Source organism: Cellulosimicrobium sp. 4261 (assembly GCF_040546915.1).
GTDB lineage: Bacteria > Actinomycetota > Actinomycetes > Actinomycetales > Cellulomonadaceae > Cellulosimicrobium > Cellulosimicrobium cinnabarinum.
Genome location: NZ_JBEPOQ010000003.1, coordinates 221,039 through 242,399 on the forward strand (window position 1 = coordinate 221,039; position 21,361 = coordinate 242,399).

At 74.5% G+C, this 21,361-nt stretch carries 21 protein-coding genes and 1 riboswitch; of the genes, 11 read left to right on the forward strand and 10 right to left on the reverse strand.

Features of this window, described 5'->3' with window-relative positions; genetic code table 11:
• Positions 1 to 3: 3 nt before the first annotated feature.
• The 4 genes from ABIE39_RS05595 to ABIE39_RS05610 are packed head-to-tail and all read right to left on the reverse strand — an operon-like array spanning position 4 to position 5,034.
• Entirely contained in the window at positions 4 to 1,386 is a 1,383-nt protein-coding gene (locus tag ABIE39_RS05595; RefSeq protein ID WP_209827202.1) for a sulfate adenylyltransferase subunit 1, read from the reverse strand.
• Positions 1,386 to 2,381 (reverse strand): sulfate adenylyltransferase subunit CysD, encoded by a 996-nt coding sequence (cysD, locus tag ABIE39_RS05600; RefSeq protein WP_209827204.1) that lies wholly within the window; start codon positions 2,379 to 2,381, stop codon positions 1,386 to 1,388. Before cysD ends, ABIE39_RS05595 begins: the two co-directional genes overlap by 1 nt.
• Before the next feature lie 8 nt (positions 2,382 to 2,389).
• Positions 2,390 to 3,268, reverse strand: coding sequence for a phosphoadenylyl-sulfate reductase (locus ABIE39_RS05605; protein WP_209827206.1), 879 nt, complete (start codon positions 3,266 to 3,268; stop codon positions 2,390 to 2,392).
• Positions 3,265 to 5,034 (reverse strand): nitrite/sulfite reductase, encoded by a 1,770-nt coding sequence (locus ABIE39_RS05610; RefSeq protein WP_354050769.1) that lies wholly within the window; start codon positions 5,032 to 5,034, stop codon positions 3,265 to 3,267. Before ABIE39_RS05610 ends, ABIE39_RS05605 begins: the two co-directional genes overlap by 4 nt.
• A 411-nt stretch (positions 5,035 to 5,445) precedes the next feature.
• On the opposite strand from ABIE39_RS05610, the gene ABIE39_RS05615 reads away from it, so the two are divergent.
• The 4 genes from ABIE39_RS05615 (at position 5,446) to ABIE39_RS05630 (ending at position 7,784) form a co-directional block, all read left to right on the forward strand.
• Positions 5,446 to 5,811, forward strand: coding sequence for a hypothetical protein (locus tag ABIE39_RS05615; RefSeq protein ID WP_209827210.1), 366 nt, complete (start codon positions 5,446 to 5,448; stop codon positions 5,809 to 5,811).
• A 99-nt stretch (positions 5,812 to 5,910) separates the two neighbouring features.
• Positions 5,911 to 6,471, forward strand: coding sequence for a PadR family transcriptional regulator (locus ABIE39_RS05620; protein ID WP_209827213.1), 561 nt, complete (start codon positions 5,911 to 5,913; stop codon positions 6,469 to 6,471).
• Entirely contained in the window at positions 6,468 to 7,274 is an 807-nt protein-coding gene (locus ABIE39_RS05625; protein WP_209827215.1) for an alpha/beta fold hydrolase, read from the forward strand. The genes ABIE39_RS05620 and ABIE39_RS05625 overlap by 4 nt, the downstream gene beginning before the upstream one ends.
• A 27-nt stretch (positions 7,275 to 7,301) precedes the next feature.
• A complete protein-coding gene (locus tag ABIE39_RS05630; protein WP_354050771.1) occupies positions 7,302 to 7,784 on the forward strand; it encodes a DUF456 domain-containing protein in 483 nt (160 codons plus the stop codon).
• Positions 7,785 to 7,801: 17 nt separating this feature from the next.
• On the opposite strand, the gene ABIE39_RS05635 is transcribed toward ABIE39_RS05630, so the two are convergent.
• A complete protein-coding gene (locus ABIE39_RS05635; protein ID WP_354050772.1) occupies positions 7,802 to 8,182 on the reverse strand; it encodes a VOC family protein in 381 nt (126 codons plus the stop codon).
• Between the two features lie 170 nt (positions 8,183 to 8,352).
• On the opposite strand from ABIE39_RS05635, the gene ABIE39_RS05640 reads away from it, so the two are divergent.
• Positions 8,353 to 11,112: a UvrD-helicase domain-containing protein gene (locus ABIE39_RS05640; protein ID WP_354050774.1), complete on the forward strand. Its 2,760-nt coding sequence runs from the start codon at positions 8,353 to 8,355 to the stop codon at positions 11,110 to 11,112.
• Between the two features lie 90 nt (positions 11,113 to 11,202).
• Here the strand turns inward: ABIE39_RS05640 and ABIE39_RS05645 are convergent, their stop codons facing one another.
• A complete protein-coding gene (locus ABIE39_RS05645) occupies positions 11,203 to 11,916 on the reverse strand; it encodes a DUF6518 family protein (RefSeq protein ID WP_354050776.1) in 714 nt (237 codons plus the stop codon).
• Positions 11,917 to 12,022: 106 nt separating this feature from the next.
• Here ABIE39_RS05645 and ABIE39_RS05650 point away from each other — a divergent pair, with 106 nt between their 5' ends.
• Positions 12,023 to 12,940, forward strand: coding sequence for a DUF5996 family protein (locus ABIE39_RS05650; protein WP_354050778.1), 918 nt, complete (start codon positions 12,023 to 12,025; stop codon positions 12,938 to 12,940).
• Between the two features lie 51 nt (positions 12,941 to 12,991).
• Here the strand turns inward: ABIE39_RS05650 and ABIE39_RS05655 are convergent, their stop codons facing one another.
• Together ABIE39_RS05655 and ABIE39_RS05660 are read right to left on the reverse strand one after the other, a co-directional pair.
• Entirely contained in the window at positions 12,992 to 13,567 is a 576-nt protein-coding gene (locus ABIE39_RS05655; protein WP_354050780.1) for a Clp protease N-terminal domain-containing protein, read from the reverse strand.
• 1 nt (position 13,568) lies between these two features.
• Positions 13,569 to 13,790 (reverse strand): helix-turn-helix domain-containing protein, encoded by a 222-nt coding sequence (locus ABIE39_RS05660; protein ID WP_031316040.1) that lies wholly within the window; start codon positions 13,788 to 13,790, stop codon positions 13,569 to 13,571.
• A 209-nt stretch (positions 13,791 to 13,999) separates the two neighbouring features.
• Here ABIE39_RS05660 and sucC point away from each other — a divergent pair, with 209 nt between their 5' ends.
• The 3 genes from sucC to ABIE39_RS05675 all read left to right on the forward strand — a co-directional run bounded on the left by sucC (position 14,000) and on the right by ABIE39_RS05675 (position 17,507).
• Positions 14,000 to 15,169, forward strand: coding sequence for an ADP-forming succinate--CoA ligase subunit beta (gene sucC, locus ABIE39_RS05665; RefSeq protein ID WP_021482339.1), 1,170 nt, complete (start codon positions 14,000 to 14,002; stop codon positions 15,167 to 15,169).
• Positions 15,170 to 15,206: 37 nt separating this feature from the next.
• Positions 15,207 to 16,097 carry a succinate--CoA ligase subunit alpha gene (sucD, locus tag ABIE39_RS05670; protein WP_021482340.1) on the forward strand — a complete coding sequence of 297 codons (891 nt, stop codon included), beginning with the start codon at positions 15,207 to 15,209 and terminating at the stop codon, positions 16,095 to 16,097.
• A 165-nt stretch (positions 16,098 to 16,262) separates the two neighbouring features.
• Entirely contained in the window at positions 16,263 to 17,507 is a 1,245-nt protein-coding gene (locus tag ABIE39_RS05675) for a cell division protein PerM (protein ID WP_354050783.1), read from the forward strand.
• Between the two features lie 148 nt (positions 17,508 to 17,655).
• On the opposite strand, the gene ABIE39_RS05680 is transcribed toward ABIE39_RS05675, so the two are convergent.
• Positions 17,656 to 18,267, reverse strand: coding sequence for a hypothetical protein (locus ABIE39_RS05680; protein ID WP_186810346.1), 612 nt, complete (start codon positions 18,265 to 18,267; stop codon positions 17,656 to 17,658).
• Positions 18,268 to 18,405: 138 nt separating this feature from the next.
• Here ABIE39_RS05680 and purN point away from each other — a divergent pair, with 138 nt between their 5' ends.
• The gene (purN, locus tag ABIE39_RS05685) at positions 18,406 to 19,047 is read left to right on the forward strand and encodes a phosphoribosylglycinamide formyltransferase (RefSeq protein WP_108048604.1); all 642 of its coding nucleotides are present in this window, start codon (positions 18,406 to 18,408) and stop codon (positions 19,045 to 19,047) included.
• On the opposite strand, the gene ABIE39_RS05690 is transcribed toward purN, so the two are convergent.
• Positions 19,044 to 19,661: a helix-turn-helix domain-containing protein gene (locus tag ABIE39_RS05690; protein WP_175007903.1), complete on the reverse strand. Its 618-nt coding sequence runs from the start codon at positions 19,659 to 19,661 to the stop codon at positions 19,044 to 19,046. The genes purN and ABIE39_RS05690 overlap by 4 nt on opposite strands.
• 104 nt (positions 19,662 to 19,765) lie before the next feature.
• On the opposite strand from ABIE39_RS05690, the gene ABIE39_RS05695 reads away from it, so the two are divergent.
• On the forward strand, positions 19,766 to 21,232 hold the full coding sequence (locus ABIE39_RS05695; protein WP_354050786.1) for an MFS transporter: 1,467 nt from the start codon (positions 19,766 to 19,768) through the stop codon (positions 21,230 to 21,232).
• A 4-nt stretch (positions 21,233 to 21,236) separates the two neighbouring features.
• Positions 21,237 to 21,325, forward strand: a riboswitch (ZMP/ZTP riboswitch).
• Positions 21,326 to 21,361: the final 36 nt, after the last annotated feature.

Below are 21,361 nucleotides of genomic sequence, written 5' to 3' on the forward strand. Positions count from 1 at the left end.
CGTCTAGATCGCGTAGGAGCCGGGGCGTTCCGCCGGACGGCGGGCGGCGGCGAGCGCGTCGCCGACCATGCCGGCGGCGAGCGTGCCGCCGTCCTGGGCGTCGACGAGCAGGAAGGCGCCCGTGCGGCGCGCCACGACGTACTCCTCCGCCGCGACGGGCGACGCGAGCCGCAGCGTCACGCGGCCGATGTCGTTGAGCTCCAGGCGCTCGGCGGGCTCGAGCTCGGCGGTGTCCAGGTCGAGGCGCCCGACGACGTCGCGCACCACGGCCTGCACGGTGCGGGTCGTGTGCTTGAGCAGCACGCGCGCGCCGGGCAGGAGCGGGCGGTCGCCCAGCCACGCGACCGTGCCCTCGACGTCCTGCGTGACGTCGGGGGCCTCGGCCGCGGACGCGAGGAGGTCGCCGCGCGCGACGTCCACGTCGTCGGCGAGGCGGATCGTCACCGACTGCGGGGCGAACGCCTCGGTGAGCTCCGTGCCGCTCGCGAGGGAGTCGGCGGTGTCGATCCCGACGACCGTCGTGCGGCGCCCGGACGGCAGCACCACGACCTCGTCGCCGACCGTCACGACGCCCGACGCGACCTGCCCGGCGTACCCGCGGTAGTCGCGGTAGCGCTCGTCGGCCGCGGCCTGCGGGCGGATGACGACCTGGACGGGGAAGCGGAACGCCTCGGTCTCCGGGTCGTCGCCGGTCGGGAGCTCCTCGAGCAGCTCGAGCAGGCTCGGGCCGTCGTACCAGGGCGTGCGCGTGCTCGCCCGGTCCACGACGTTGTCGCCGACGAGCGCCGAGACGGGGATCGTGTGCACGTCGCCGACGCCGAGCGACGTCGCGGCCGCGCGGATGTCCGCCGCGAGCTCCTCGTAGCGCGCCTCGCTGTAGTCGACGAGGTCGATCTTGTTCACCGCGACGACGACGTGCGGCACGCGCAGCAGGCTCGCGACCGCGAGGTGGCGCCGCGTCTGCTCCAGCAGGCCCTTGCGCGCGTCGATGAGCAGCACGACGACGTCCGCCGTCGACGCCCCGGTCACCGTGTTGCGCGTGTACTGCACGTGCCCGGGGCAGTCGGCGAGGATGAACGACCGGCGTGCGGTCGCGAAGTACCGGTACGCGACGTCGATCGTGATGCCCTGCTCGCGCTCGGCGCGCAGGCCGTCGGTGAGCAGCGCGAGGTCCGCGGTCTCGAGGCCGCGGTCGCGCGAGACGCGCTCGACCGCGTCGAGCTGGTCCGCGAGCACCGACTTCGAGTCGAACAGCAGGCGGCCCACGAGCGTGGACTTGCCGTCGTCGACGGAGCCCGCCGTCGCGAGGCGCAGCAGCGTGCCGCGGCGCGCGTCGTCGAGCGGGGGCGCCGCGTCCGCGGTGCCGGTGGTGGTCTGGGTGCCCATCAGAAGTACCCCTCCTTCTTGCGGTCCTCCATGGCGGCCTCGGAGAGGCGGTCGTCGGCGCGGGTCGCGCCGCGCTCGGTGATGCGCGTCGCGGCGACCTCGGCGATGACGTCGTCGACGCCGGTCGCGTCCGAGCGCACGGCTCCGGTGCACGACATGTCGCCCACCGTCCGGTAGCGCACGGTCTCCGTCCGCAGCGACGCGGCCTCGGCGTCCGTGCGGGGCGCGGAGTACGGCCCGACGGCCAGCAGCATCCCGTCGCGGTCGAACACCTCGCGCTCGTGCGCGTAGTAGAGCCCGGGGAGCTCGATGCGCTCGCGCGCGATGTAGCGCCACACGTCGAGCTCGGTCCAGTTCGACAGCGGGAACACGCGCACGTGCTCGCCCGGGCGGTGCCGCCCGTTGTAGAGGTTCCACAGCTCGGGGCGCTGGTTGCGCGGGTCCCACTGGCCGAACTCGTCGCGCAGGGAGAACACGCGCTCCTTGGCGCGCGCCTTCTCCTCGTCGCGGCGGCCGCCGCCGAACACGGCGTCGAACCGGTGCCCCGAGATGGCGTCGAGGAGCGGCTGCGTCTGGAGCGGGTTGCGCGTGCCGTCGGCGCGCTCGCGCAGCCGGCCGTCGTCGATGTAGTCCTGCACGCGCGCCACCTCGAGGCGCAGGCCGAGGCGCTCGGCCGTGGCGTCGCGGTAGGCCAGCACCTCGGGGAAGTTGTGCCCCGTGTCCACGTGCAGCACGGGGAACGGCACGGGCCCGGGCGCGAACGCCTTGACCGCGAGGTGCAGCATCACCACGGAGTCCTTGCCCCCGCTGAACAGCAGGACCGGACGCTCGAACTCGGCGACGACCTCCCGCACGATGTGGATGCCCTCGCTCTCGAGCGCGTCGAGCTGGGCGAGGCGGCGGCTGCCGGGGAGCGCCGCGGCGGGCGCGGTGCCCGCGTCGGCGGAGGCGCCGGGGGAGCCCGGCGCGTCGGTCGTCAGGTCGATGGTCGTCATGCCCGTCCTCATCCGTGGAGTCCGCACTCTGTCTTGTCGAGCCCTGCCCAGCGGCCGGCCCTCGGGTCCTCGCCCGGCGCGACCCGCCGGGTGCACGGCCGGCAGCCGATCGACGGGTAGCCGTCGTTCAGCAGGGGGTTGAGGATCACCTGGTGCCGCGCGGCGTACGCGAGCAGGTCGTCGAACGACCAGGCCGCGAGCGGGTTGATCTTCACGAGCCCGTTCTTCTCGTCGAACGTCACGAGCGGGGTGCTCGTCCGGGTCGGCGCCTCGTCGCGACGCACGCCCGTGACCCACACCTCGTAGCCCGCGAGCGTGCGGTGCAGCGGTTCGACCTTGCGCAGCTGGCAGCACAGCGCCGGGTCGCGGCCGAACAGGTCCTTGCCGTGCGCCGCGTCCTGCTGGGCGACCGTGAGGTCGGGCCGGACGTCGACGATCGTCACGTCCATCTGCTGCTCGACGGCGTCGCGCGTCCCGACGGTCTCGGCGAAGTGGTAGCCCGTGTCGAGGAACAGCACGTCGACCCACGGGATCTGCGTCGCCACGACGTGGGGGAGCACGGCGTCGGCCATGGAGCACGCGACCGCGACGGAGGTCCCGAACTCGCGCGCCGCCCAGGCGATGACCTCCTCGGCCGTCGCCTCCGGACGGGTTGCCCCCTCGACACCGGGCGTGCCGGCGCCGTGCAGCAGCTCGGCGCCGCGGCGCGCGATCTCTCGCAGCTCGTCGAGGGACCGCTTGGCCCTGCCGTGCTGAGCGCGCTCCGCGTGGTGCGCGGCCTTCGCGCTCTCGCGCTGCTCGGTCCGGGCACGGGCCGCGGCGCGCAGCGCCGCGAGCGGGTCGGTGCTCGCGGGTGCACCGGGCCCGCCGGTCAGGTCTGCGGTCATCGGAGCGCCTCCTCGTCCGCGCGGTGCGCCCACTCGGCGAAGGTCTCGGACCCGTCCTTGTCGCTCTCGTAGCGCCGGACGACGCGCTCGACGTAGTCGGTGAGGTCGTCCGCGGTCACCTTGAGCCCGCGGACGGTACGGCCCATGCCCGCGACCTCGCGGTCGTCGGAGGCCAGCCCGCCGCCCAGGTGGACCTGGAAGCCGGGGACCTGCTGACCGTCGTCGTCCATGACGAGCTGGCCCTTGAGGCCGATGTCCGCCGTCTGGATGCGCGCGCACGAGTTGGGGCAGCCGTTGACGTGCAGGGAGAGCGGCTTCATCTGGGACAGGTCCCCGAGCCGCTGCTCGAGCTCGTCGATCGTCGCGGTCGCGGTGTCCTTCGTGTCGACGATCGCGAGCTTGCAGTACTCGATGCCGGTGCACGCGATCGTGCTGCGGCGGAACGGGCTCGGCCGGGCGTCGAGGCCGTTCTCCTTGAGCGTCGACACGACGTGCTCGACGTGCTCGTCCGGCACGTCGAGGACGAGGAGCTTCTGGTGCGGTGTGAGGCGCACGCGGTGCGACCCGACCGACTCCGCGAGGTCGGCGACGTTCGCGAGGATCGTGCCGGACACGCGCCCGACGTACGGCGCGGCCCCGACGTAGTTGAGCCCGTCCTTCTGCTTGTGCACGCCCACGTGGTCGCCGGGGACGGACGGCTTGGGCGCCGGCGGGCCGTCGGGCAGCGCGTACCCGAGGTACTCGGTCTCGAGCACCTCCCGGAACTTCTCCGGCCCCCAGTCGGCGAGCAGGAACTTCAGGCGCGCCTTGTTGCGCAGCCGGCGGTAGCCGTAGTCGCGGAAGATCTGCACGACGCCGTGCCACACGTCGGGCACCTGCTCCTCGGTGACGAACGCCCCGAGGCGCTCCCCGAGGCGCGGGTTCGCGGACAGCCCGCCGCCGACCCAGAGGTCGAACCCGACGCCGAGCTCCGGGTGGCGGTGCGCGACGAAGGCGACGTCGTTGATCTCGTGGACGACGTCCTGGCTCGGGTGGCCGGTGAGCGCCGTCTTGAACTTGCGGGGCAGGTTCGCGAGCTCGGGGACGCCGATGTACTTCTCGGTGATCCCCGCGACGGCGGGGCCGATGTCGATGAGCTCGTCGGCGGCGATGCCCGCGACGGGGCTGCCCAGCACGACGCGCGGGACGTCGCCGCACGCCTCGGTCGTCTGCAGCCCGACGGACTCCAGGCGGCGCCAGATCTCGGGGACGTCCTCGACCTCGACCCAGTGGAGCTGGATGTTCTGGCGGTCGGTGATGTCCGCGCTGTCGCGGGCGAACTCCGTGGAGATGCCCGCGACGACGCGGAGCTGCTCGGTCGTGAGCGCCCCGCCGTCGATGCGGACCCGGAGCATGAAGTACCGGTCCTCGAGCTCGTGCGGCTCGAGCGTCGCGGTCCGGCCGCCGTCGATCCCGGGCTTGCGCTGCGTGTACAGGCCCCACCAGCGGAAGCGTCCGTGGAGGTCGTCGCCGGGGATGGAGTCGAAGCCCTCGTGTGCGTAGACCGTCTCGATGCGCTCGCGCACGGACAGGCCGCCGTCCTCCTGCTTCCACTTCTCGTTCGCGTTGAGCGGCTCGGTGCCGTCGACCTTCCACTGCCCGTTCGGCCGTGCGGCGCGCGCGGGGCGGTCTCCCGGCGTCCGGGCCGGGCGCTCGGCGGGCCGCGGTGGACGGGCGGGCGGAGTGCTGCCGTCCGTGGCCTCGGGCGCAGTCGGTGCCTGCGTCATCGGGGTTCCTCGTGTCCTCGTTCGGGGGCGGGGACGCGCGACGGCGAGCGCTCAGCGAGGATGCTGCGAGTGGCTGAGGACCGACGGCGCGCGCCGGTTCTCAGGGGTTCTCGGGAAGAGAGGCGAGCGACGGCTCGCGCTGAGTCGGGCGCGGTTCAGCGACAACAGCTGAGACACGTGTGCGCGCACGCCGGCGTCCCGTGACCGGAGGTCACGAGGAGGGTGCGGGCTGCCGTGGTCATGCCGAGAACAGTAGCGGCGGTCCGGACGCGTGGACAGCCCCGGTCCGCATGGTGGGAAACCGCAAATAGTAGACCGATTCGGTCTGCTTTGTCGAGCCCTGGCGCGACCGGGCGCATCTCACCTTGTGCAAACTTTCACGACACGGACGTCAGCAAATACCATGGGCTCATGGAGCTCCTCTACAACGTCTTCGTCGCGCTGCACTTCATCGGGTGGGCCATCGTGCTCGGTGGCTACCTCGCGTCCCTGCGCTCGCCGGGCCTGTACAAGGGCGTCTTCCACGGTGCGCTCACCGCGCTCGTCGCGGGGATCGCCATGGTCGGGATCGGCGAGGCGTCGGTCTGGGGTGACGGCGGTCCGGACATGGCCAAGATCGGCGTCAAGCTGGTCGTCGCCCTCGTCATCGCCGTCCTCGCGTTCGTCGCCAAGCGCCAGGGGGCCAAGGCCTCCGACGGTGCCGTGGCGCCGGGCCTCAAGCACGCCATCGGCGGCCTGACCCTCGTCAACATCCTCGTCGCCGTGTTCTGGAACTGACCGCACCGCCGGCCCCCGGCCCGTCGACGCTCCGCGTCGGCGGGCCGTCGTCGTCTCCGAGGCGTTGACCCGCTTCTAGGTGCATGGTCCACTAGTCGCATGGTCCTTCGATATCTCGTGCTCGGGCTCCTCACGGTCCGGCCCATGACCGGCTACGACCTCAAGCGCGCGTTCGACACCTCCGTGCACCACTTCTGGGCCGCCGACCGCTCGCAGCTCTACCGCACGCTCGCGGCCCTCGTCGACGCGGGCCTCGCCGAGGTGGAGGTCGTGCCGCAGGAGAGCTACCCCGACCGCAAGGTCCACACGATCACCGCCGCGGGCCGCGCGGCGCTCCGCGACTGGCTCGCCGCGCCGCTCGAGCCGGAGGACGCGCGCGAGCCCTTCCTCGGGCGGCTGTTCTTCGCCGACCAGCTCGACGACGCGGGCGTCGCGGAGCTCCTCGCGTCCCGCCGCGCGCAGGCGGAGGAGGCGGTCGCGGCGCTCACCGCCGAGCAGGAGCGCGTCGCCGCCGTCCTGGCCGACGGCGATCCCGACGCCGACCGCGTCCGCGGCACCCGGGGGCTCGCCCTGCGCCTCGCCACGCTCCGCCACGGTCTCGCGCACGCCCGGACCGAGCTCGCGTGGCTCGACGAGACCGAGCGGGAGGTGCTCCCGTGACCACGCCGGACGCCGTCGGACGCCACCCCGCGACGCCGCCCGACGGCGCGGGGACGGGCGAGGTCGCCGTCGTCCTGCTGCACGGCGGCAACGTCGCGTCGTGGATGTGGGAGCCGCAGGTCGAGCACCTCGCCGACCTCGACGTCCGGACACCGGACCTGCCCGGGTTCGGGTCCCGGGCGGCCGAGGACGTCGTGTCGCTCGACGCCACCGCCGACGACGTGGCCGCCCTCGTCGCGGCTCTGCCCGCGGGCCGGGCCGTGCACCTCGTCGGGCTGTCGTACGGCGGGATCGTCGCCCTCCGGGTCGCGGCACGGCACCCCGGGCTCGTGCGCTCCGTCCTCGCGTCCGGCGCGGCGGTCGACGGCGTGCCCGGGCTCGCGGGCGTCGTCGGGCGCGCGCAGCTCGGGGTGTGGGACAGGCGCTGGTACTGGGAGGCGCAGGCGCGAGCCTTCCGCCTCCCCGCCGACGCGCGCGACCTCTTCGTCCGGTCCGGCCTCGCGATCCGCCGCGACAACATGGCCCGCACCCTGCGCGACGTCTACGGCGGCTGCTGGCCGACGGGCCTCGAGGCGTCGGGCGCGCGCGTCCTCGCCGTCGCGGGCTCGCGCGACCTGCGCGCCGCCCGCTCCGCGCTCGGGACGATCGCCCGCCGGGCGCCGGACGCCGTCGTCCGCCTGGCGCCCGGCATGCACCACCAGTGGAGCGCGGAGGACCCCGACCTGTTCAGCGCGATGATCCGCTCGTGGGTGGTCGACGGCGTCGCGCACCCCCGGCTGGTCCCGCCCGCGGGACGTGCGTAGCGCGACGGACGTGCGAGTGTTTCCCCCGTGAGCGTCGGTGGAGAGGTCCTCGTCGGGCTGGCGATCCTGGTCGGGCTGATCGGGATCGTCGTGCAGATCCTGCCCGGGAACGTGCTCGTGCTCGGGGCGATCCTCGTCTGGGCGATCGTCACGGGCGGCACGGCGGCCTGGGTCGTCTTCGCGGTCGCGGCCGTGCTCGTCGTCGCCGCCGAGGTGTCGCAGTACGTCCTCGCGGGTCGGCACATGCGCCGGGCGGACGTCCCGTGGTCGACCCTCGTGTGGGGCGGGATCGCGGGCGTCGTCGGGTTCTTCGTCATCCCCGTGATCGGGCTCTTCATCGGGTTCGTGCTCGCCGTGTTCCTCGCCGAGCTCGTACGCCGCCGCGACCGGCGCGCCGCCTGGCGCGCGACGGTCGCCGCCATGCAGGCGACCGGCATCACGATCCTCGTCCAGCTCCTCGGCGGGCTGCTCGCCGCCGCGACGTGGGGCATCGGGCTCGCGATCACCTGACCCGGGGGCGTCTCCGGTCAGCCGGGGAGCTCCATCACGTAGAGGGTGTTGCCGTCGGCGTCGCGCAGCGCGAACATCGGCGGGACCCCCTCCCAGCGCAGGAGCTCGCCCGTGTCCGCGCCCGCCGCGGAGAGCGTCGCGTGGTCGCCCGCGGCGTCCGTCGTCGTGAGGCGGATGCCGGTGTCCACGCCCGCGCCGCGGCCGTCGTCGGCCCGGACGAGCGCGACGGACGTCGCGGCGCCCGGGGGTGCGACCTCGATCCAGCGGAAGCCCGCCTGGAGCTCACCGTCCATCCGGAGCTCGAGGCCGAGCGTCCCGGTGTAGAACGCGAGCGCGCGGTCCTGGTCGGCGACCGGGACCGCGACGGTGTGCACGCCTGTGAGGTGCGTCGTCGCCATGGTGACTCCTTCGTGGTGCGGGCCCGTGCTGTGCGCACGTGCTGCGGACGATCGGGGAGACCGCGCCGGGCGGCGGGACTCATCGGCACGACCCGTCGGCGGCGCTCGTCGGTGGACGCGGCGGCCGGGCGGTGCCGGGTGTGGGCGCGGGCGCCTAGGCTGGAGGGGCTATGGCTTCGCTCTTCGAGAACCTCCCGCTGCCCGGCCTCGAAACGCTGTTCGACGGCCCGCGCGTCGACCACGGCGGCGAGTCCCGCCTCCCGCGGACCGCCCCGCGCTGGACCGACGACCCGGCCGTGCCCGACGGCGCCGGGTCGCCCGCCGGTGACGGCGCGCCGGGGGCGACCGGCGGTGCGCCGTCGGGCGAGCGCCGCGGCCGGTACGCGCACCTCGACCCCGACGCGCTGCTCGACGGGCTCAACCCGCAGCAGCGCGAGGCCGTCGTGCACGCGGGCGGGCCGCTGCTCATCGTCGCGGGCGCCGGGTCGGGCAAGACGCGCGTGCTGACGCACCGGATCGCGCACCTGCTCGCCACGGGCCGGGCGCGCGCCGGGCAGATCCTCGCGATCACCTTCACCAACAAGGCCGCGGCCGAGATGCGCGAGCGTGTCGAGGCGCTCGTCGGGCCGTCGGCGCGGAACATGTGGGTCTCCACGTTCCACTCGGCGTGCGTGCGCATCCTGCGGCGCGAGGCGAAGACGCTCGGCCTGCGGTCGAGCTTCTCGATCTACGACGCCGCCGACTCCCAGCGGCTCATCACCCTCGTCACGCGCGAGCTCGACCTGGACCCGAAGAAGTACCCGGCGCGGTCGCTCGCCAACAAGATCTCGGACCTCAAGAACGAGCTCATCGACCCCGAGACCTACGCGCGCGACTCCGGCGCCCACGCGACGGACGACGGCCTCGCGGCGCGGGCCGGCCAGCACGGCGCGAACGTGCCCGAGTTCGACCAGGTGCTCGCCGACGTCTACACGCGCTACCAGGCCCGGCTCGTCGCGGCGAGCGCGCTCGACTTCGACGACATCATCATGACCACGGTCAACCTGCTCCAGGCGTTCCCCGCGGTCGCCGAGCACTACCGTCGCCGGTTCCGCCACGTGCTCGTCGACGAGTACCAGGACACCAACCACGCGCAGTACGTGCTCGTGCGCGAGCTCGCGGGCGTGGGCGAGGACTCCGCCGCGACCGACGCGGCGACGAGCGGCACGGGCGAGGCGCAGGTCCCGGCGCTCGACCCGGCCGAGCTCACCGTCGTCGGCGACGCCGACCAGTCGATCTACGCGTTCCGCGGCGCCACGATCCGCAACATCCTCGAGTTCGAGGCCGACTACCCGGACGCCCGCACCATCCTGCTCGAGCAGAACTACCGCTCGACGCAGAACATCCTCTCGGCTGCCAACGCCGTCATCTCGCGCAACCCCGACCGCAAGCCCAAGCGCCTGTGGACGGACTCGGGCGCGGGCGCGAAGGTGATCGGCTACGTCGCCGACAACGAGCACGAGGAGGCGCGGTTCGTCGCGGAGGAGATCGACCGCCTCGGCGACACCGAGGGCGTGCGTCCCGGCGACGTCGCGGTCTTCTACCGCACCAACGCGCAGTCCCGGGCGCTCGAGGAGGTGCTCATCCGCGTCGGCCTGCCGTACAAGGTCGTCGGGGGCACCCGCTTCTACGAGCGCCGTGAGGTCAAGGACGCCGTGGCGTACCTGCGCGCGATCGACAACCTCGACGACGACGTCAACCTGCGCCGCGTCCTCAACGTGCCCAAGCGGGGCCTCGGCGACCGCGCCGAGGGCGCCGTCGCGGCGCTCGCGGACCGCGAGCGCATCTCGTTCGGCGCGGCGCTCGCCCGCATCGACGAGATCCCCGGCCTGACGAACCGCACGCTCAACCCGTTGCGGGCCTTCGCGGAGCTCATGACGGGGCTGCGCGAGCTCGCGGACTCCGGCGCGAGCCCGTCCGAGATCCTCGGCGCCGTCCTCGACCGCACCGGCTACCTGGCCGAGCTGCGCGCGAGCGACGACCCGCAGGACGCGACGCGCGTCGAGAACCTCGCCGAGCTGCACGCCGTCGCGACCGAGTTCAGCGAGCTCGACCCCGAGGGCACGCTCTCCGACTTCCTCGAGCGCGTCTCGCTCGTCGCCGACGCCGACCAGATCCCCGCGGACGACGGCGACGACGAGGACGCCGAGGTCGAGGAGAAGGAGGACCCGGGCGTCGTCACGCTCATGACCCTGCACACCGCCAAGGGCCTCGAGTTCCCGGTCGTGTTCCTCACCGGCATGGAGGACGGCACGTTCCCGCACATGCGGTCCCTGCACGACGACGCCGAGCTCGCCGAGGAGCGCCGCCTCGCCTACGTGGGCATCACCCGCGCGCGCGAGCGGCTCTACGTGTCGCGGTCCGCGGTGCGCTCCGCGTGGGGCATGGCGAACGAGTTCCCGCCGAGCCGGTTCCTCGAGGAGATCCCCGAGGAGCTGTGGGACTGGCGGCGGCGCGAGTCGTCGATGGCGACCCTGCGCGCGGGCGGGTCCGTCTGGGGGCGCGGGTCGGGCTCGTGGTCCGGTTCGCGTTCCGGATTCGGGTCGGGGTCGGGGTCGCGCGCCGAGGGGGCCGGTGCCGGTTCCGCCACTCGTAGCCCTCGATCCTCGGGCTCCTCCCGCCAGGCCCGCCACGATCCGGCCTCGACCTCCTCGGCGCGATCGTCGTTCGGCTCGCCGTCCGGCGGGGCGAAGTTCGGGTCGGCGACGCCGCGGGCCGACGGGGACGTGCCGAACCTCGCCGTCGGCGACAAGGTCACGCACGACGCGTACGGGCTCGGGACGGTCGTCTCGCTCGAGGGCGCGGGGCCGAACGCCGTCGCGAAGATCGACTTCGGCGCGGACGGCACCAAACGGCTGCTGCTGCGGTACTCGCCCGTCACCAAGCTCTGACGCGCCATGCTCCGACGCGCCACGCGCTGACACACAGGGCGGTCGACCGGCCGGTCGAGCGCCCTGCGTGCGCGGGGGACGTCCGCCGCGTCAGCCGATCGTGCCGAGCGCGCGGTAGGCGAGGACGAACGCCGTGGCGACGACGGCGGTGCCTCCCGCGGCGACGGCCACCGGGACGGGGCCGCGCAGGCGCCGGGCCAGCACGGCGCTGAGCAGCACGAGCGACGCGAGCCCGATCACGACCCAGTACGTGGCGCCCGTCGTCTCGACGACCGTCGTGAGCCCGTACACCGACTCGCCGAGGCCGATGCCCGCGAGCACCGCCGTGCCGAGGGCCGCGCGCACGCCCGGGCGCCACAGCCACGCCGCGGCGACCCCGACGAACGGGCCGACGACGAGGCCGACCACCCCGAACAGCGTCGGGTCGTAGAAGAACCCGCGCAGGTCGGCGGCGACCGTGTACCCGAGGGTGAGCAGCACGAAGCTCGCGGCACCGAGCACGGCGGCGTGCCACGTCCGCGTCCGCGCGTCGCGGGCGGCCCAGGCGACGGCGAGCGCGGTGAGCAGGGTCCAGCCGCTCGCCGAGTTCGCGAAGGGGGCTGCGGCGTCGGCCAGGAAGCCCTGGGCGAAGGACGTGAGGCCGCCGAGCAGGAAGCTCGCGGCGAGCACGACGGCGCCCCGCGCCCACGGCTGCCCGCCGGGAGCAGGGACGCCGGTCGAGCGGGAGGCCGCGGAGCGCGTGCGGAGGGCGGGGGCGTCGGAGCGGTCGTCCGAGCGGTGGGGGAGCGCGGTCTGGTCGGGCACACCCCGACGGTAGGCGCGGCTCCGCGGCGGGGCGTCAGCCCGTCGTCGGGCACGAGCACGCGCACGGTCCTACCGTGGCAGGACGACCGAGCCCGAGGAGCCTGCCGTGACCCAGCCGTCGGCCGCCCGTCCCGCCCCCTGGCCCGACCTCAACGTGCGGCGCTGGGAGCCGACGCGCCGGCCGCTGCACCTGTTCACGCAGGTCGTCGGCAAGGTCGTGCTCGACTTCACCCCGTTCGTCAACCACTGGTGGAACGTCGCGTTCCACGTGACGGCGCGAGGGTTCGTGACCCCCGTCATGCAGGTGGGCGAACGTGCCCTCGACGTCGAGATCGACCTCGTGGGGGAGCGGGTCGCGTTCCGCACGTCCGACGGGCGCACCGAGACGATCGGGCTGGGGCCGATGTCGGTGGCCGACTTCTACGCCCGCACCCTCGCGTGCCTCGACCGGCTCGACGTCCCCGTGCGCGTCTGGTCGACCCCGCGCGAGATCCCCGACCCCGTACCGTTCGAGCAGGACACCGCGGTCGGGGAGTGGGACGGCGAGCTCACGCGCACCTGGCTCGCGACCGTGCAGCGTGTTGCCGCGGTCATGGAGCGGTTCCGCTCCGGGTTCTACGGCAAGTCCAGCGGGCCGCGCTTCTACTGGGGCGCGTTCGACCTGGGGCTCACGCTGTTCAACGGGAAGCCGCACCCGCAGCCGGACGACCTCGAGCCCATCTACCGCTACGCGGAGAACGCGGAGAACGTCGCCGTCGGCTACTGGCCGGGAGACCCGACGACGCACGCCGACCAGGTGTACGCCTACGCCTACCCGGAGCCGCCCGGCGCCGCGGGCCTCGACCTGGCGCCGGGGTACTGGGACCCCGCCCTGCGCGAGGCGGTGCTCCCGTGCGGCGTGCTGCGCGACGCCGCCGACCCCGACGCCGTGCTGCTCGCGTTCTTCGAGCGGTCGTACCGCGAGCTGGCCACGGCGGCCGGGTGGGACCTGGACGCGTTCACCGGGCCGGTCCCGCCGGGCTGACCGCGGGCACGCCGAGCCTGCGCGGTTCGACGTGCCCCCGTCGCGCGCCGGTCAGGACGCGGCGCGGTGCCGGGTCGCGAGCGCGGCGCGCAGCCCGGCGTCGTCGGACCCGGCGGCCGTGAGCGCTCCGGCGAGCGCCCGGTGCGCCGTCGAGCCCGTGCTGCGCGCGACGGCGGCGAGGACGTGGCCCGAGTCGATCACGCGCGACGCGTCGTGCACCGCCTCGCGCAGCGAGAGCTCGAGCACCTTCTTCGCCTCCGGGGTGAACGGGACGTGCGAGCGGCTTCGGCGTCGCCCGCGGCCCCGCGCGTCGTCTCCCGCCCGGTCGAGCGCGCCGGGGCCGAACGCGGCGTCCGTGCGGGCCCGGACCTGGTCCAGGTCGATCCCGAGCGCGGCCAGGGCGGGGCCGTCGAGGGCGTCGCGGCCGCCGGCCACGTCGACCTGGCGCTCGAGCTCAGCGGGGCTCACGCCGACCGCGGCGAGCGCGGCCGACCCTGCGCTGCCCTCCTGCCGGGCGAGCGACAGGAGCAGGTGCACCCCGTCGATCGCGTCGTCGCCGCGCTCCCGCGCGACCTCCTGGGCGCCGACCACGGTCTCCCGGGCGTCGGCGGCGAAGCGTTCGAACATGTCACGACCTCCTCGTGGTGCGGGACGCGCCGTACTTCTTGTGCACGGCCTGACGCGTGACGCCGAGCCGGTCGGCGATCTCCTGCCAGGACCAGCCGAGCGACCGGGCGTGCTCGACCTGGAGCGCCTCGAGGCGCTCGGCCAGCACGCGCAGCGACCGCACGGCCCGCAGCCCGACGTCCGGGTCGGTGCTGCTCGCAGCGTCCATGTCGACGGGTTCCATGCGTGTCAATATAGGTTGACACGCCTGGTGGTGTCAACAGTGGTTGACGCGCGCCGCCAGAGGTGACGAAGGGAACACCCGCCCGCGTGGCCCCGCAGCGACCCCGGATAGGCGCGTCCCGGAGCGGGGGCTACCCTGTACGGGGATGTCTTGATGTCGAGACATCGGTCATGCCGCACACGGCGCATCAGACGGAAGGACGCAGCAGGGTGGACCTGTTCGAATACCAGGCGCGTGACATCTTCGAGAAGCACGGCGTGCCCGTGCTGGGCGGGGTCGTCGCGACGACGCCCGAGGAGGCCCGCGCGGGAGCCGAGAAGCTCGGCGGGGGCACCGTGGTCGTCAAGGCCCAGGTGAAGACCGGCGGCCGCGGCAAGGCCGGCGGCGTCAAGCTCGCCCACTCGCCCGAGGAGGCCGCCGAGAAGGCGTCCGAGATCCTCGGCATGGACATCAAGGGCCACACCGTCCACCGCGTGATGGTGGCACAGGGTGCCAAGATCGCCGAGGAGTTCTACTTCTCGGTGCTGCTGGACCGCTCGAACCGCAACTACCTCGCCATGTGCTCCGTCGAGGGCGGCATGGAGATCGAGCAGCTCGCCGTCGAGCGTCCCGAGGCGCTCGCCAAGGTCGCCGTCGACCCGATCGTGGGCATCGACGAGGCGAAGGCGCGCGAGATCGTCGACGCAGCGGGCTTCGCCGAGGAGCTCAAGGCGCCGGTCGCCGACGTCATCCGCTCGCTGTGGACCGTGTTCACGGCCGAGGACGCGACGCTCGTCGAGGTGAACCCGCTCGTCCGCACCGAGGACGGCTCGATCATCGCGCTCGACGGCAAGGTCACGCTCGACGACAACGCGTCGGAGGTCCGTCACCCGGACCACGAGGCGCTGGAGGACAAGGAGTCGACCGACCCGCTCGAGGCGAAGGCCAAGGAGAACGGCCTCAACTACGTCAAGCTCGACGGCGAGGTCGGCATCATCGGCAACGGCGCCGGGCTCGTCATGAGCACGCTCGACGTCGTCGCGTACGCGGGCGAGGAGCACGGCGGCGTCAAGCCGGCCAACTTCCTCGACATCGGCGGCGGCGCGAACGCGCAGGTCATGGCGAACGGTCTCGACGTCATCCTCAACGACCCGCAGGTCAAGTCGGTCTTCGTCAACGTCTTCGGTGGCATCACCGCGTGCGACGAGGTCGCGAAGGGCATCGTCGGCGCGCTCGAGATCCTCGGCGACGAGGCGACCAAGCCGCTCGTCGTGCGCCTCGACGGCAACAACGTGGAGCTCGGCCGCGCGATCCTGCGCGAGGCGAACCACCCGCTCGTGACCCTCGCCGAGACCATGGACGGCGGTGCCGCCAAGGCGGCCGAGCTGGCCAACGCCTGATCGCCCGTAGACGCGGAAAGCTGAGACAGAGAACACCATGTCGATCTACCTGAACTCCGACTCCAAGATCATCGTCCAGGGCATCACCGGCGGGATGGGTGCCAAGCACACCGCCCTCATGCTCGACTCGGGCGCGCAGATCGTCGGCGGCGTCAACGCCCGCAAGGCCGGCACGACCGTCACCCACAAGGACCACGAGGGCAACGACGTCACGCTGCCGGTGTTCGGCACCGTCGCCGAGGCGATGGCCGAGACGGGCGCGAACGTGTCCGTCCTGTTCGTCCCGCCGGCGTTCACCAAGGACGCCGCGATCGAGGCGATCGACGCCGAGATGCCGCTCATCGTCGTCATCACCGAGGGCGTGCCCGTCCAGGACACGGCCGAGGTCTGGGCCTACCTGCAGGGCAAGGGCACGCGCATGATCGGCCCGAACTGCCCCGGCATCATCACGCCGGGCGAGTCGCTCGCCGGCATCACCCCGCACACCATCACGGGCAAGGGCCCGGTCGGTCTCGTGTCGAAGTCGGGCACGCTGACCTACCAGATGATGTACGAGCTCAAGGACCTCGGCTTCTCGACCGCCATCGGCATCGGCGGCGACCCGATCGTGGGCACCACGCACATCGACGCGCTCGAGGCGTTCGAGAACGACCCCGAGACCAAGGCGATCGTCATGATCGGCGAGATCGGTGGCGACGCCGAGGAGCGCGCCGCGGCGTACATCAAGGAGCACGTCACGAAGCCGGTCGTCGGCTACGTCGCCGGCTTCACCGCCCCCGAGGGCAAGACGATGGGCCACGCCGGCGCCATCGTCTCCGGCTCCGCGGGCACCGCCCAGGCGAAGAAGGAGGCCCTGGAGGCCGTCGGCGTCAAGGTCGGCAAGACGCCGTCCGAGACCGCCGCGCTCCTGCGCGAGGTTCTCGCCTGACCCTGGCTCCGTCGGGCCGCACGGCCCGCAGCCACCCCGTACGACGCCCCGCGACCGGTCCGCCGGTCGCGGGGCGTCGTCGTCCCCGGAGCCGGTGGCGCCGGTAGTCTGGCGCGCCGGGGCGAATGCCCCGAACCGACCTCTCGATCGACGACGATGGGCACCATGAGCACCACCAGCACGACTCGCGGTGCGCGCACGCGCACCGTGGAAGGCAGCCCGGCACCCGCACCCGTCGGGGTGCGCCGTGCACCGTCCGGCGTGCTCGCCGCGCTCCAGGCGCTCACCCTGTCGCTCGCCGTCGTCGTGCTCCCGGGGGTCGTCGCGTTCCTGGCGTCCTCGACCGGTGTCTCCGAGGGGACGGGCTGGGGACAGTCGGTCACCGTCGCGGCGGGCTTCTGGCTCCTCGGGCACGGCGTCCCGCTCGTCGCGAGCGGCACGACGGTCACCCTCGTCCCGCTCGGGCTCACCGCGCTCGCGCTCTTCTGCTGCTTCGCGTCGGCACGCCGCTCGGCGCACACCGCGACCTCCGCCTGGGTCGCCGGCACCGTCACGTACGCGCTCGCGACGCTCGGCGTCGCGCTGCTCGCCGGCTCGACGCCGCCCTGGGGGCTGGGCGTCGCCGTCGTCGGGGGAGCGGTCGTCGGAGGGCTCGGGCTCGGCGGCGGGATCCTCGCGCGCCCGGACGCGCCGTTCGTCGCCGACCTCGCCCGGCGCCTCGACCGGGTCGTGCCCCCGGCGGTGCGCCTCGGCCTGCGTGGCGGGCTGCTCGGCACGAGCCTGCTCGTCGGCGCCTCTGCCGTCGTCGTGGGTGCGTGGCTCGTCGCGGGTCGCGCGACGTCGGGCGACATCGTCGCCGGGCTCGTGCCCGGCACCGTCGGGGGGATCGTCCTCGCGCTCGGCCAGCTCGCCGTCCTGCCGAACCTCGTGGCGTGGGCCGGGGCGTGGCTCGTCGGCCCCGGCTTCGCCGTGGGCGAGGGGAGCACGTTCGCGCCCGGCGGGTCGGAGCCGGGCGCGCTGCCCGCGATCCCGCTCCTCGGGGCGCTGCCCGGTGACGACTGGACGAACGCCATCACCCCCTGGGTCCCGGCGGCCGTCGTCGCGCTCGGCGTCGTCGCGGGCGTCTTCGTCTGGCGGCGCCTGCGCGAGGTGACGGGCACCCACCCCGACGACGACGTCCCCTGGTCCGCCGTCGTCCTCGCGCTGACGGGCGTCGCGCTCGCGTCCGGCCTGCTCGTCGGGTTCGTGAGCTGGCTCGCCGGGGGAGCGGTGGGCCCCGGCCGGCTCGAGGTCGTGGGCGCGGACGCGCTCGTCGTCGGGGCGCTCGCCGCGGCCGAGACAAGCGGCGGCGCCGCGCTCGCCGTCCTGTGGGCACGGCTCGAGGTCCTGGGCCGGCGCCACGCCGACTGACCGGCGCGCAGCCTGGTCGCCGGGGTGGACCGGGCAGGAGCTGCCGCGCGGCGTCGTCCGCGGCGGTCAGCCCGCCGGGGTCGCCGGCCCCGTCACGCGCTCACCGTCCGCGAGCTGCGTCGCGAACGGGTGACGGAGCCTCGACGCGTCAGGAGGACGCGGGGGCGGGGGTCGGGATCCAGCGCGCGAACTTCTCCTCGAGCGCGTGCGTGCGCTCGACGTCGCAGCGCTTCTCGGCCGAGACGGTGATCGCCCCGTCGAGGCACTGCTGGTGCGCGAGCGCGACGTCCCAGGTGACGAGCGTCGAGACCATCTGGAGCGCGAGCATGGCCGAGAGCCCGACGCCGATCCCGAGGGCCGGGACCAGCGCACCCCGCACGCGGGCTCGCCAGACGGCCAGCAGCGCCCGGATGCCCACGACGATCGCGCCGAGCGCGAGCGCGAGGCTCACGGCCTGCCACGGGAACGGCATGGTGCTCACGACGATGACGGCGAGCAGGAGCAGACCGAAGTGCAGGGTGCGCCGCGTCGCCTGCCGGGCGAGCTCCGGGTCCGGCTCCGGGGGCTCCGGCTGCGCGGGGCGGCGGTGACCCGGCCCGGCCTGCTGGTCCGGGCGCACGGGTGCCGGGGGGAGCGGGGCGGGCGCGGGGCCCGGTGCGGGTGCCGGCGCGTCCGGACGCGCTCCGTCCTCCGGCTGCGCGGGCTCGGGTCGAGGCTGCTGCGGCGCGTCGGGACGGGGCGGTGCGTACGGGTTGCCCACGGGCAGCTCCTCGGTCGGTCGGGCGGCTCGCGGTACATTCTCCCATCGGAGGCTGCGTGCCCCGACGGGTGTCCGACCGGCCCGCCGCCGCGACCGCGCCCCGAGACCCGCGAACCCCCGAAGCCCCGCAGGAGCACCGTGCAGACGCCGTCCGGCCACCCCGTCGAGTCCACCTCCGCCGCCCGCGTCGTCGTCCTGGTGTCCGGGGCGGGCAGCAACCTCGCGGCGCTCCTCGCCGCGCACGACGACGCCGCGTACGGCGCGCGCGTCGTCGGCGTCGTCTCCGACAAGGCCGACGCCGGCGGTCTGGACCTCGCCCGCGAGGCGGGCGTCGCCGCCGTCGTCGTCGCCCCCGGGGAGTTCGAGGACCGCGGCGCGTGGAACGAGGCCGTCGCCCAGGCGGTGGACGTGTTCCGGCCCGACCTCGTGGTCCTCGCCGGGTTCATGCGCATCCTCGGCCCCGCCTTCGTGGGGCGCTTCGCGGGCCGCACGCTCAACACCCACCCCGCGCTCCTGCCGTCCTTCCCCGGCGCCCACGGCGTGCGCGACGCGCTCGCCTACGGCGTCCGCGTCACGGGCTGCACGGTCCACGTGGTCGACGACGGCGTCGACACCGGCCCGATCGTCGCCCAGGTCGCGGTGCCCGTCGAGGACGGCGACGACGAGTCGTCGCTGCACGAGCGCATCAAGGTGGCCGAGCGCGCCCTGCTCGTCGAGACCGTGGGGCGCGTCGCGCGCGAGGGCCTGCGCATCGACGGTCGCCGGGTCGTCCTGGGCTAGCCGGCCGGCGCCGCGGCCGGTCGGCCCGACGGATCCTCTCCGGGCGGGGGCGACGGTTCGTCGTCCGCGGAGGGCAGGTCGCGCGGGGCGAGCACCGCGAGGACCTGGTAGGTCTCGCGGCGCGCCTCGGGGTCCGCGCGCCCCTCGTCGAGCGACCGCGTGTTCCAGCGCTCCAGGAGCTCCTGGAGCTCACGCGTCATCGTCGCCGCCTGCTCGGGGCTGAGGACGAGCGTGCTCAGCGCGAGGATGCGATCCTCGCGCGCGCCCATCACGCTCCCGCGGCGGAAGGTCTCCTCGGCCCAGGCGAGCGCCGGGCGGACGACGTGGCGCACCGCGTCGGGCGTCCCGGGCTCCACCGCGTAGCTCTGCGCGACGTTCTTCCACACGCGGTCCCGCCGGTCGCGGGCGTGCTCGGGGGCCTCGACGATCATGCCCGCCCGGGCGAGGACGCGGAGGTGGAAGCTCACGGAGTTGGCGGGCTCCCCGGTGGCCCGGGCGAGGTCCGCCGCGCGCGCGTGCCCGAGGACGGCGAGCTCCATGAGGATCCGTTGGCGCAGCGGGTGCGCGATCGCGCGCAGCGCCGCGGGGTCCTGGACGTGGAAGGTGTCGAGCACACGCCGAGGCTAGCAACGCCCGGGCATCCCGCACGGGGGAGTGCTCACCACATAGTGCGCAATGACTATTGCGCAACTGGCGTTGCGCACATAGGTTCGTCGGCATGACGAACCAGCCGCCGACGTCCCCGCCCGACCGCCCGTCCCCGCCTTCGTCCAGGGCCGCGGTCGGTCTGGCGCCGGACGCGCCCACCGCGACCCCCGACCCGGGCACGACCGCGGACGCCCCGGTCCCCGAGGGGACCCCGGACGCCACCGGCTCCGCACCAGTCGACCCGCCGTCGCTCCTGCGCAACCGCTCGTACCTGCTGCTCATGACCGGCCTGACCGCCGAGTCGCTCGGTGCGGGGGTGGCGCTCTTCGCCGTCCCGCTCGTGGCGTACGGGCTGACCGGGTCCGTCGTGCAGGCGGGGGTGGTGGCCGCCGTCGGGCAGGTGGGCGCGCTCCTGGCCACGCTGCCCGCGGGCGTCGTCGCCGACCGGGTGGACCGACGCCGCCTCGTCGTGGGCGCGGCGACCGTCGGGGCCCTGCTCTGGACGACCGTCGCCGTCGCCGCCGGCACCGGGTCGCTCACGGCGTGGCACCTCGCCGCCGTCCTCTTCGGGGCCTCCGCCGTCGGCGCGCTCGTGGACCCGGCGACGAGCGGCGCGTTCCGCTCGGTCGTGCCGGTGCCGCAGCTCCCGACGGCGCTCGCGGCCGCGCAGGGGCGGGACGCGGTGGCGAGCCTGCTCGCCGGACCGCTCGGCGGGGCGCTCTACGCCGTCGCGCACGCCGTCCCGCTCGCCGGGGCCGCGATCGGGCACGCGGCGACCGCGGTGTGCACGTGGCTCGTGCGCGAGCCGCTCAACGGCGACGTCGAGGCGGCGCGCGCGACCCGGCCCCTCGCGGCGCTGCGCGAGGGCCTGCGCTTCGTGTGGTCCGTGCCGCTGTTCCGTGCGCTGCTCGGCCTGTTCGTCGTCATCAACGTCGCGTTCGGGAGCCTCATGGTCGGCATCAACCTCGAGCTCGTGCGCACGCGCACCGCGCCGGTCCTCATCGGCCTCGTCGACCTCGCGGTCGGCGTGGGCGTGCTCGTCGGCGCGGTGCTCGCGCCCCGGCTCGTCGCGCGGGTCCGCGCGGGGGCGCTCGTCGTCGCGGCGCTCGGCGTGCTCGCCGCGGGGTCCGTCGTCATGGCCGTGCTGGAGTCGTACGCGGCGTACCTCGCGGTGCTGCCTGTCGCTCTCCTGCTCGTCCCGGCCGTGAACGCGGGCCTGTCGGGTTATGCCGCGGCCGTCACCCCGCCGCAGCTCCAGGGCCGGCTCGCGTCCGTGCTCGGGCTCACCGGGCTGGCGGCCGGCCCCCTCGTCCCGCTCGTCGGGAGCGGGCTCCTCGAGCGGTTCGGGCTCGGGACCGCGCTCGCGGTGCTCGCGGGGCTGCTCGTCGTCACGGTCGCGGTCCTCAGCACGGTCCGGTCCCTCTGGCGGGTCGGCACCCCGGACACGTGGGCCGACGACGCGGCCGCCCTCGCGGCGTCGGGCACCGTGCCGTGCGCCGCGCCGGCCGAGCCGGGGCCTTCGCCGTCGGGCCGCTAGACTGGACGACGGCCGCGACTGGCGAGGGTGGGAACGACCACCGGGGAGCGGCCGGATCTACCTGCTGGAGCGTCGACCGCCTGGGCGCCTGGGTTCTGCCACTCGCGTCGGCTCCGCCGGCGCAGCGAC

Excerpts from the sequence above, each read along its gene's own strand:
- ABIE39_RS05595 (WP_209827202.1), bottom strand. The coding sequence starts at position 1,386 with ATGGGCACCCAGACCACCACCGGCACCGCGGACGCGGCGCCCCCGCTC.
- cysD (WP_209827204.1), bottom strand. The coding sequence starts at position 2,381 with ATGACGACCATCGACCTGACGACCGACGCGCCGGGCTCCCCCGGCGCC.
- ABIE39_RS05605 (WP_209827206.1), bottom strand. The coding sequence starts at position 3,268 with ATGACCGCAGACCTGACCGGCGGGCCCGGTGCACCCGCGAGCACCGAC.
- ABIE39_RS05610 (WP_354050769.1), bottom strand. The coding sequence starts at position 5,034 with ATGACGCAGGCACCGACTGCGCCCGAGGCCACGGACGGCAGCACTCCG.
- ABIE39_RS05615 (WP_209827210.1), top strand. The coding sequence starts at position 5,446 with ATGGAGCTCCTCTACAACGTCTTCGTCGCGCTGCACTTCATCGGGTGG.
- ABIE39_RS05620 (WP_209827213.1), top strand. The coding sequence starts at position 5,911 with ATGGTCCTTCGATATCTCGTGCTCGGGCTCCTCACGGTCCGGCCCATG.
- ABIE39_RS05635 (WP_354050772.1), bottom strand. The coding sequence starts at position 8,182 with ATGGCGACGACGCACCTCACAGGCGTGCACACCGTCGCGGTCCCGGTC.
- ABIE39_RS05640 (WP_354050774.1), top strand. The coding sequence starts at position 8,353 with ATGGCTTCGCTCTTCGAGAACCTCCCGCTGCCCGGCCTCGAAACGCTG.
- ABIE39_RS05655 (WP_354050780.1), bottom strand. The coding sequence starts at position 13,567 with ATGTTCGAACGCTTCGCCGCCGACGCCCGGGAGACCGTGGTCGGCGCC.
- ABIE39_RS05660 (WP_031316040.1), bottom strand. The coding sequence starts at position 13,790 with ATGGAACCCGTCGACATGGACGCTGCGAGCAGCACCGACCCGGACGTC.
- sucD (WP_021482340.1), top strand. The coding sequence starts at position 15,207 with ATGTCGATCTACCTGAACTCCGACTCCAAGATCATCGTCCAGGGCATC.
- ABIE39_RS05675 (WP_354050783.1), top strand. The coding sequence starts at position 16,263 with ATGAGCACCACCAGCACGACTCGCGGTGCGCGCACGCGCACCGTGGAA.
- ABIE39_RS05695 (WP_354050786.1), top strand. The coding sequence starts at position 19,766 with ATGACGAACCAGCCGCCGACGTCCCCGCCCGACCGCCCGTCCCCGCCT.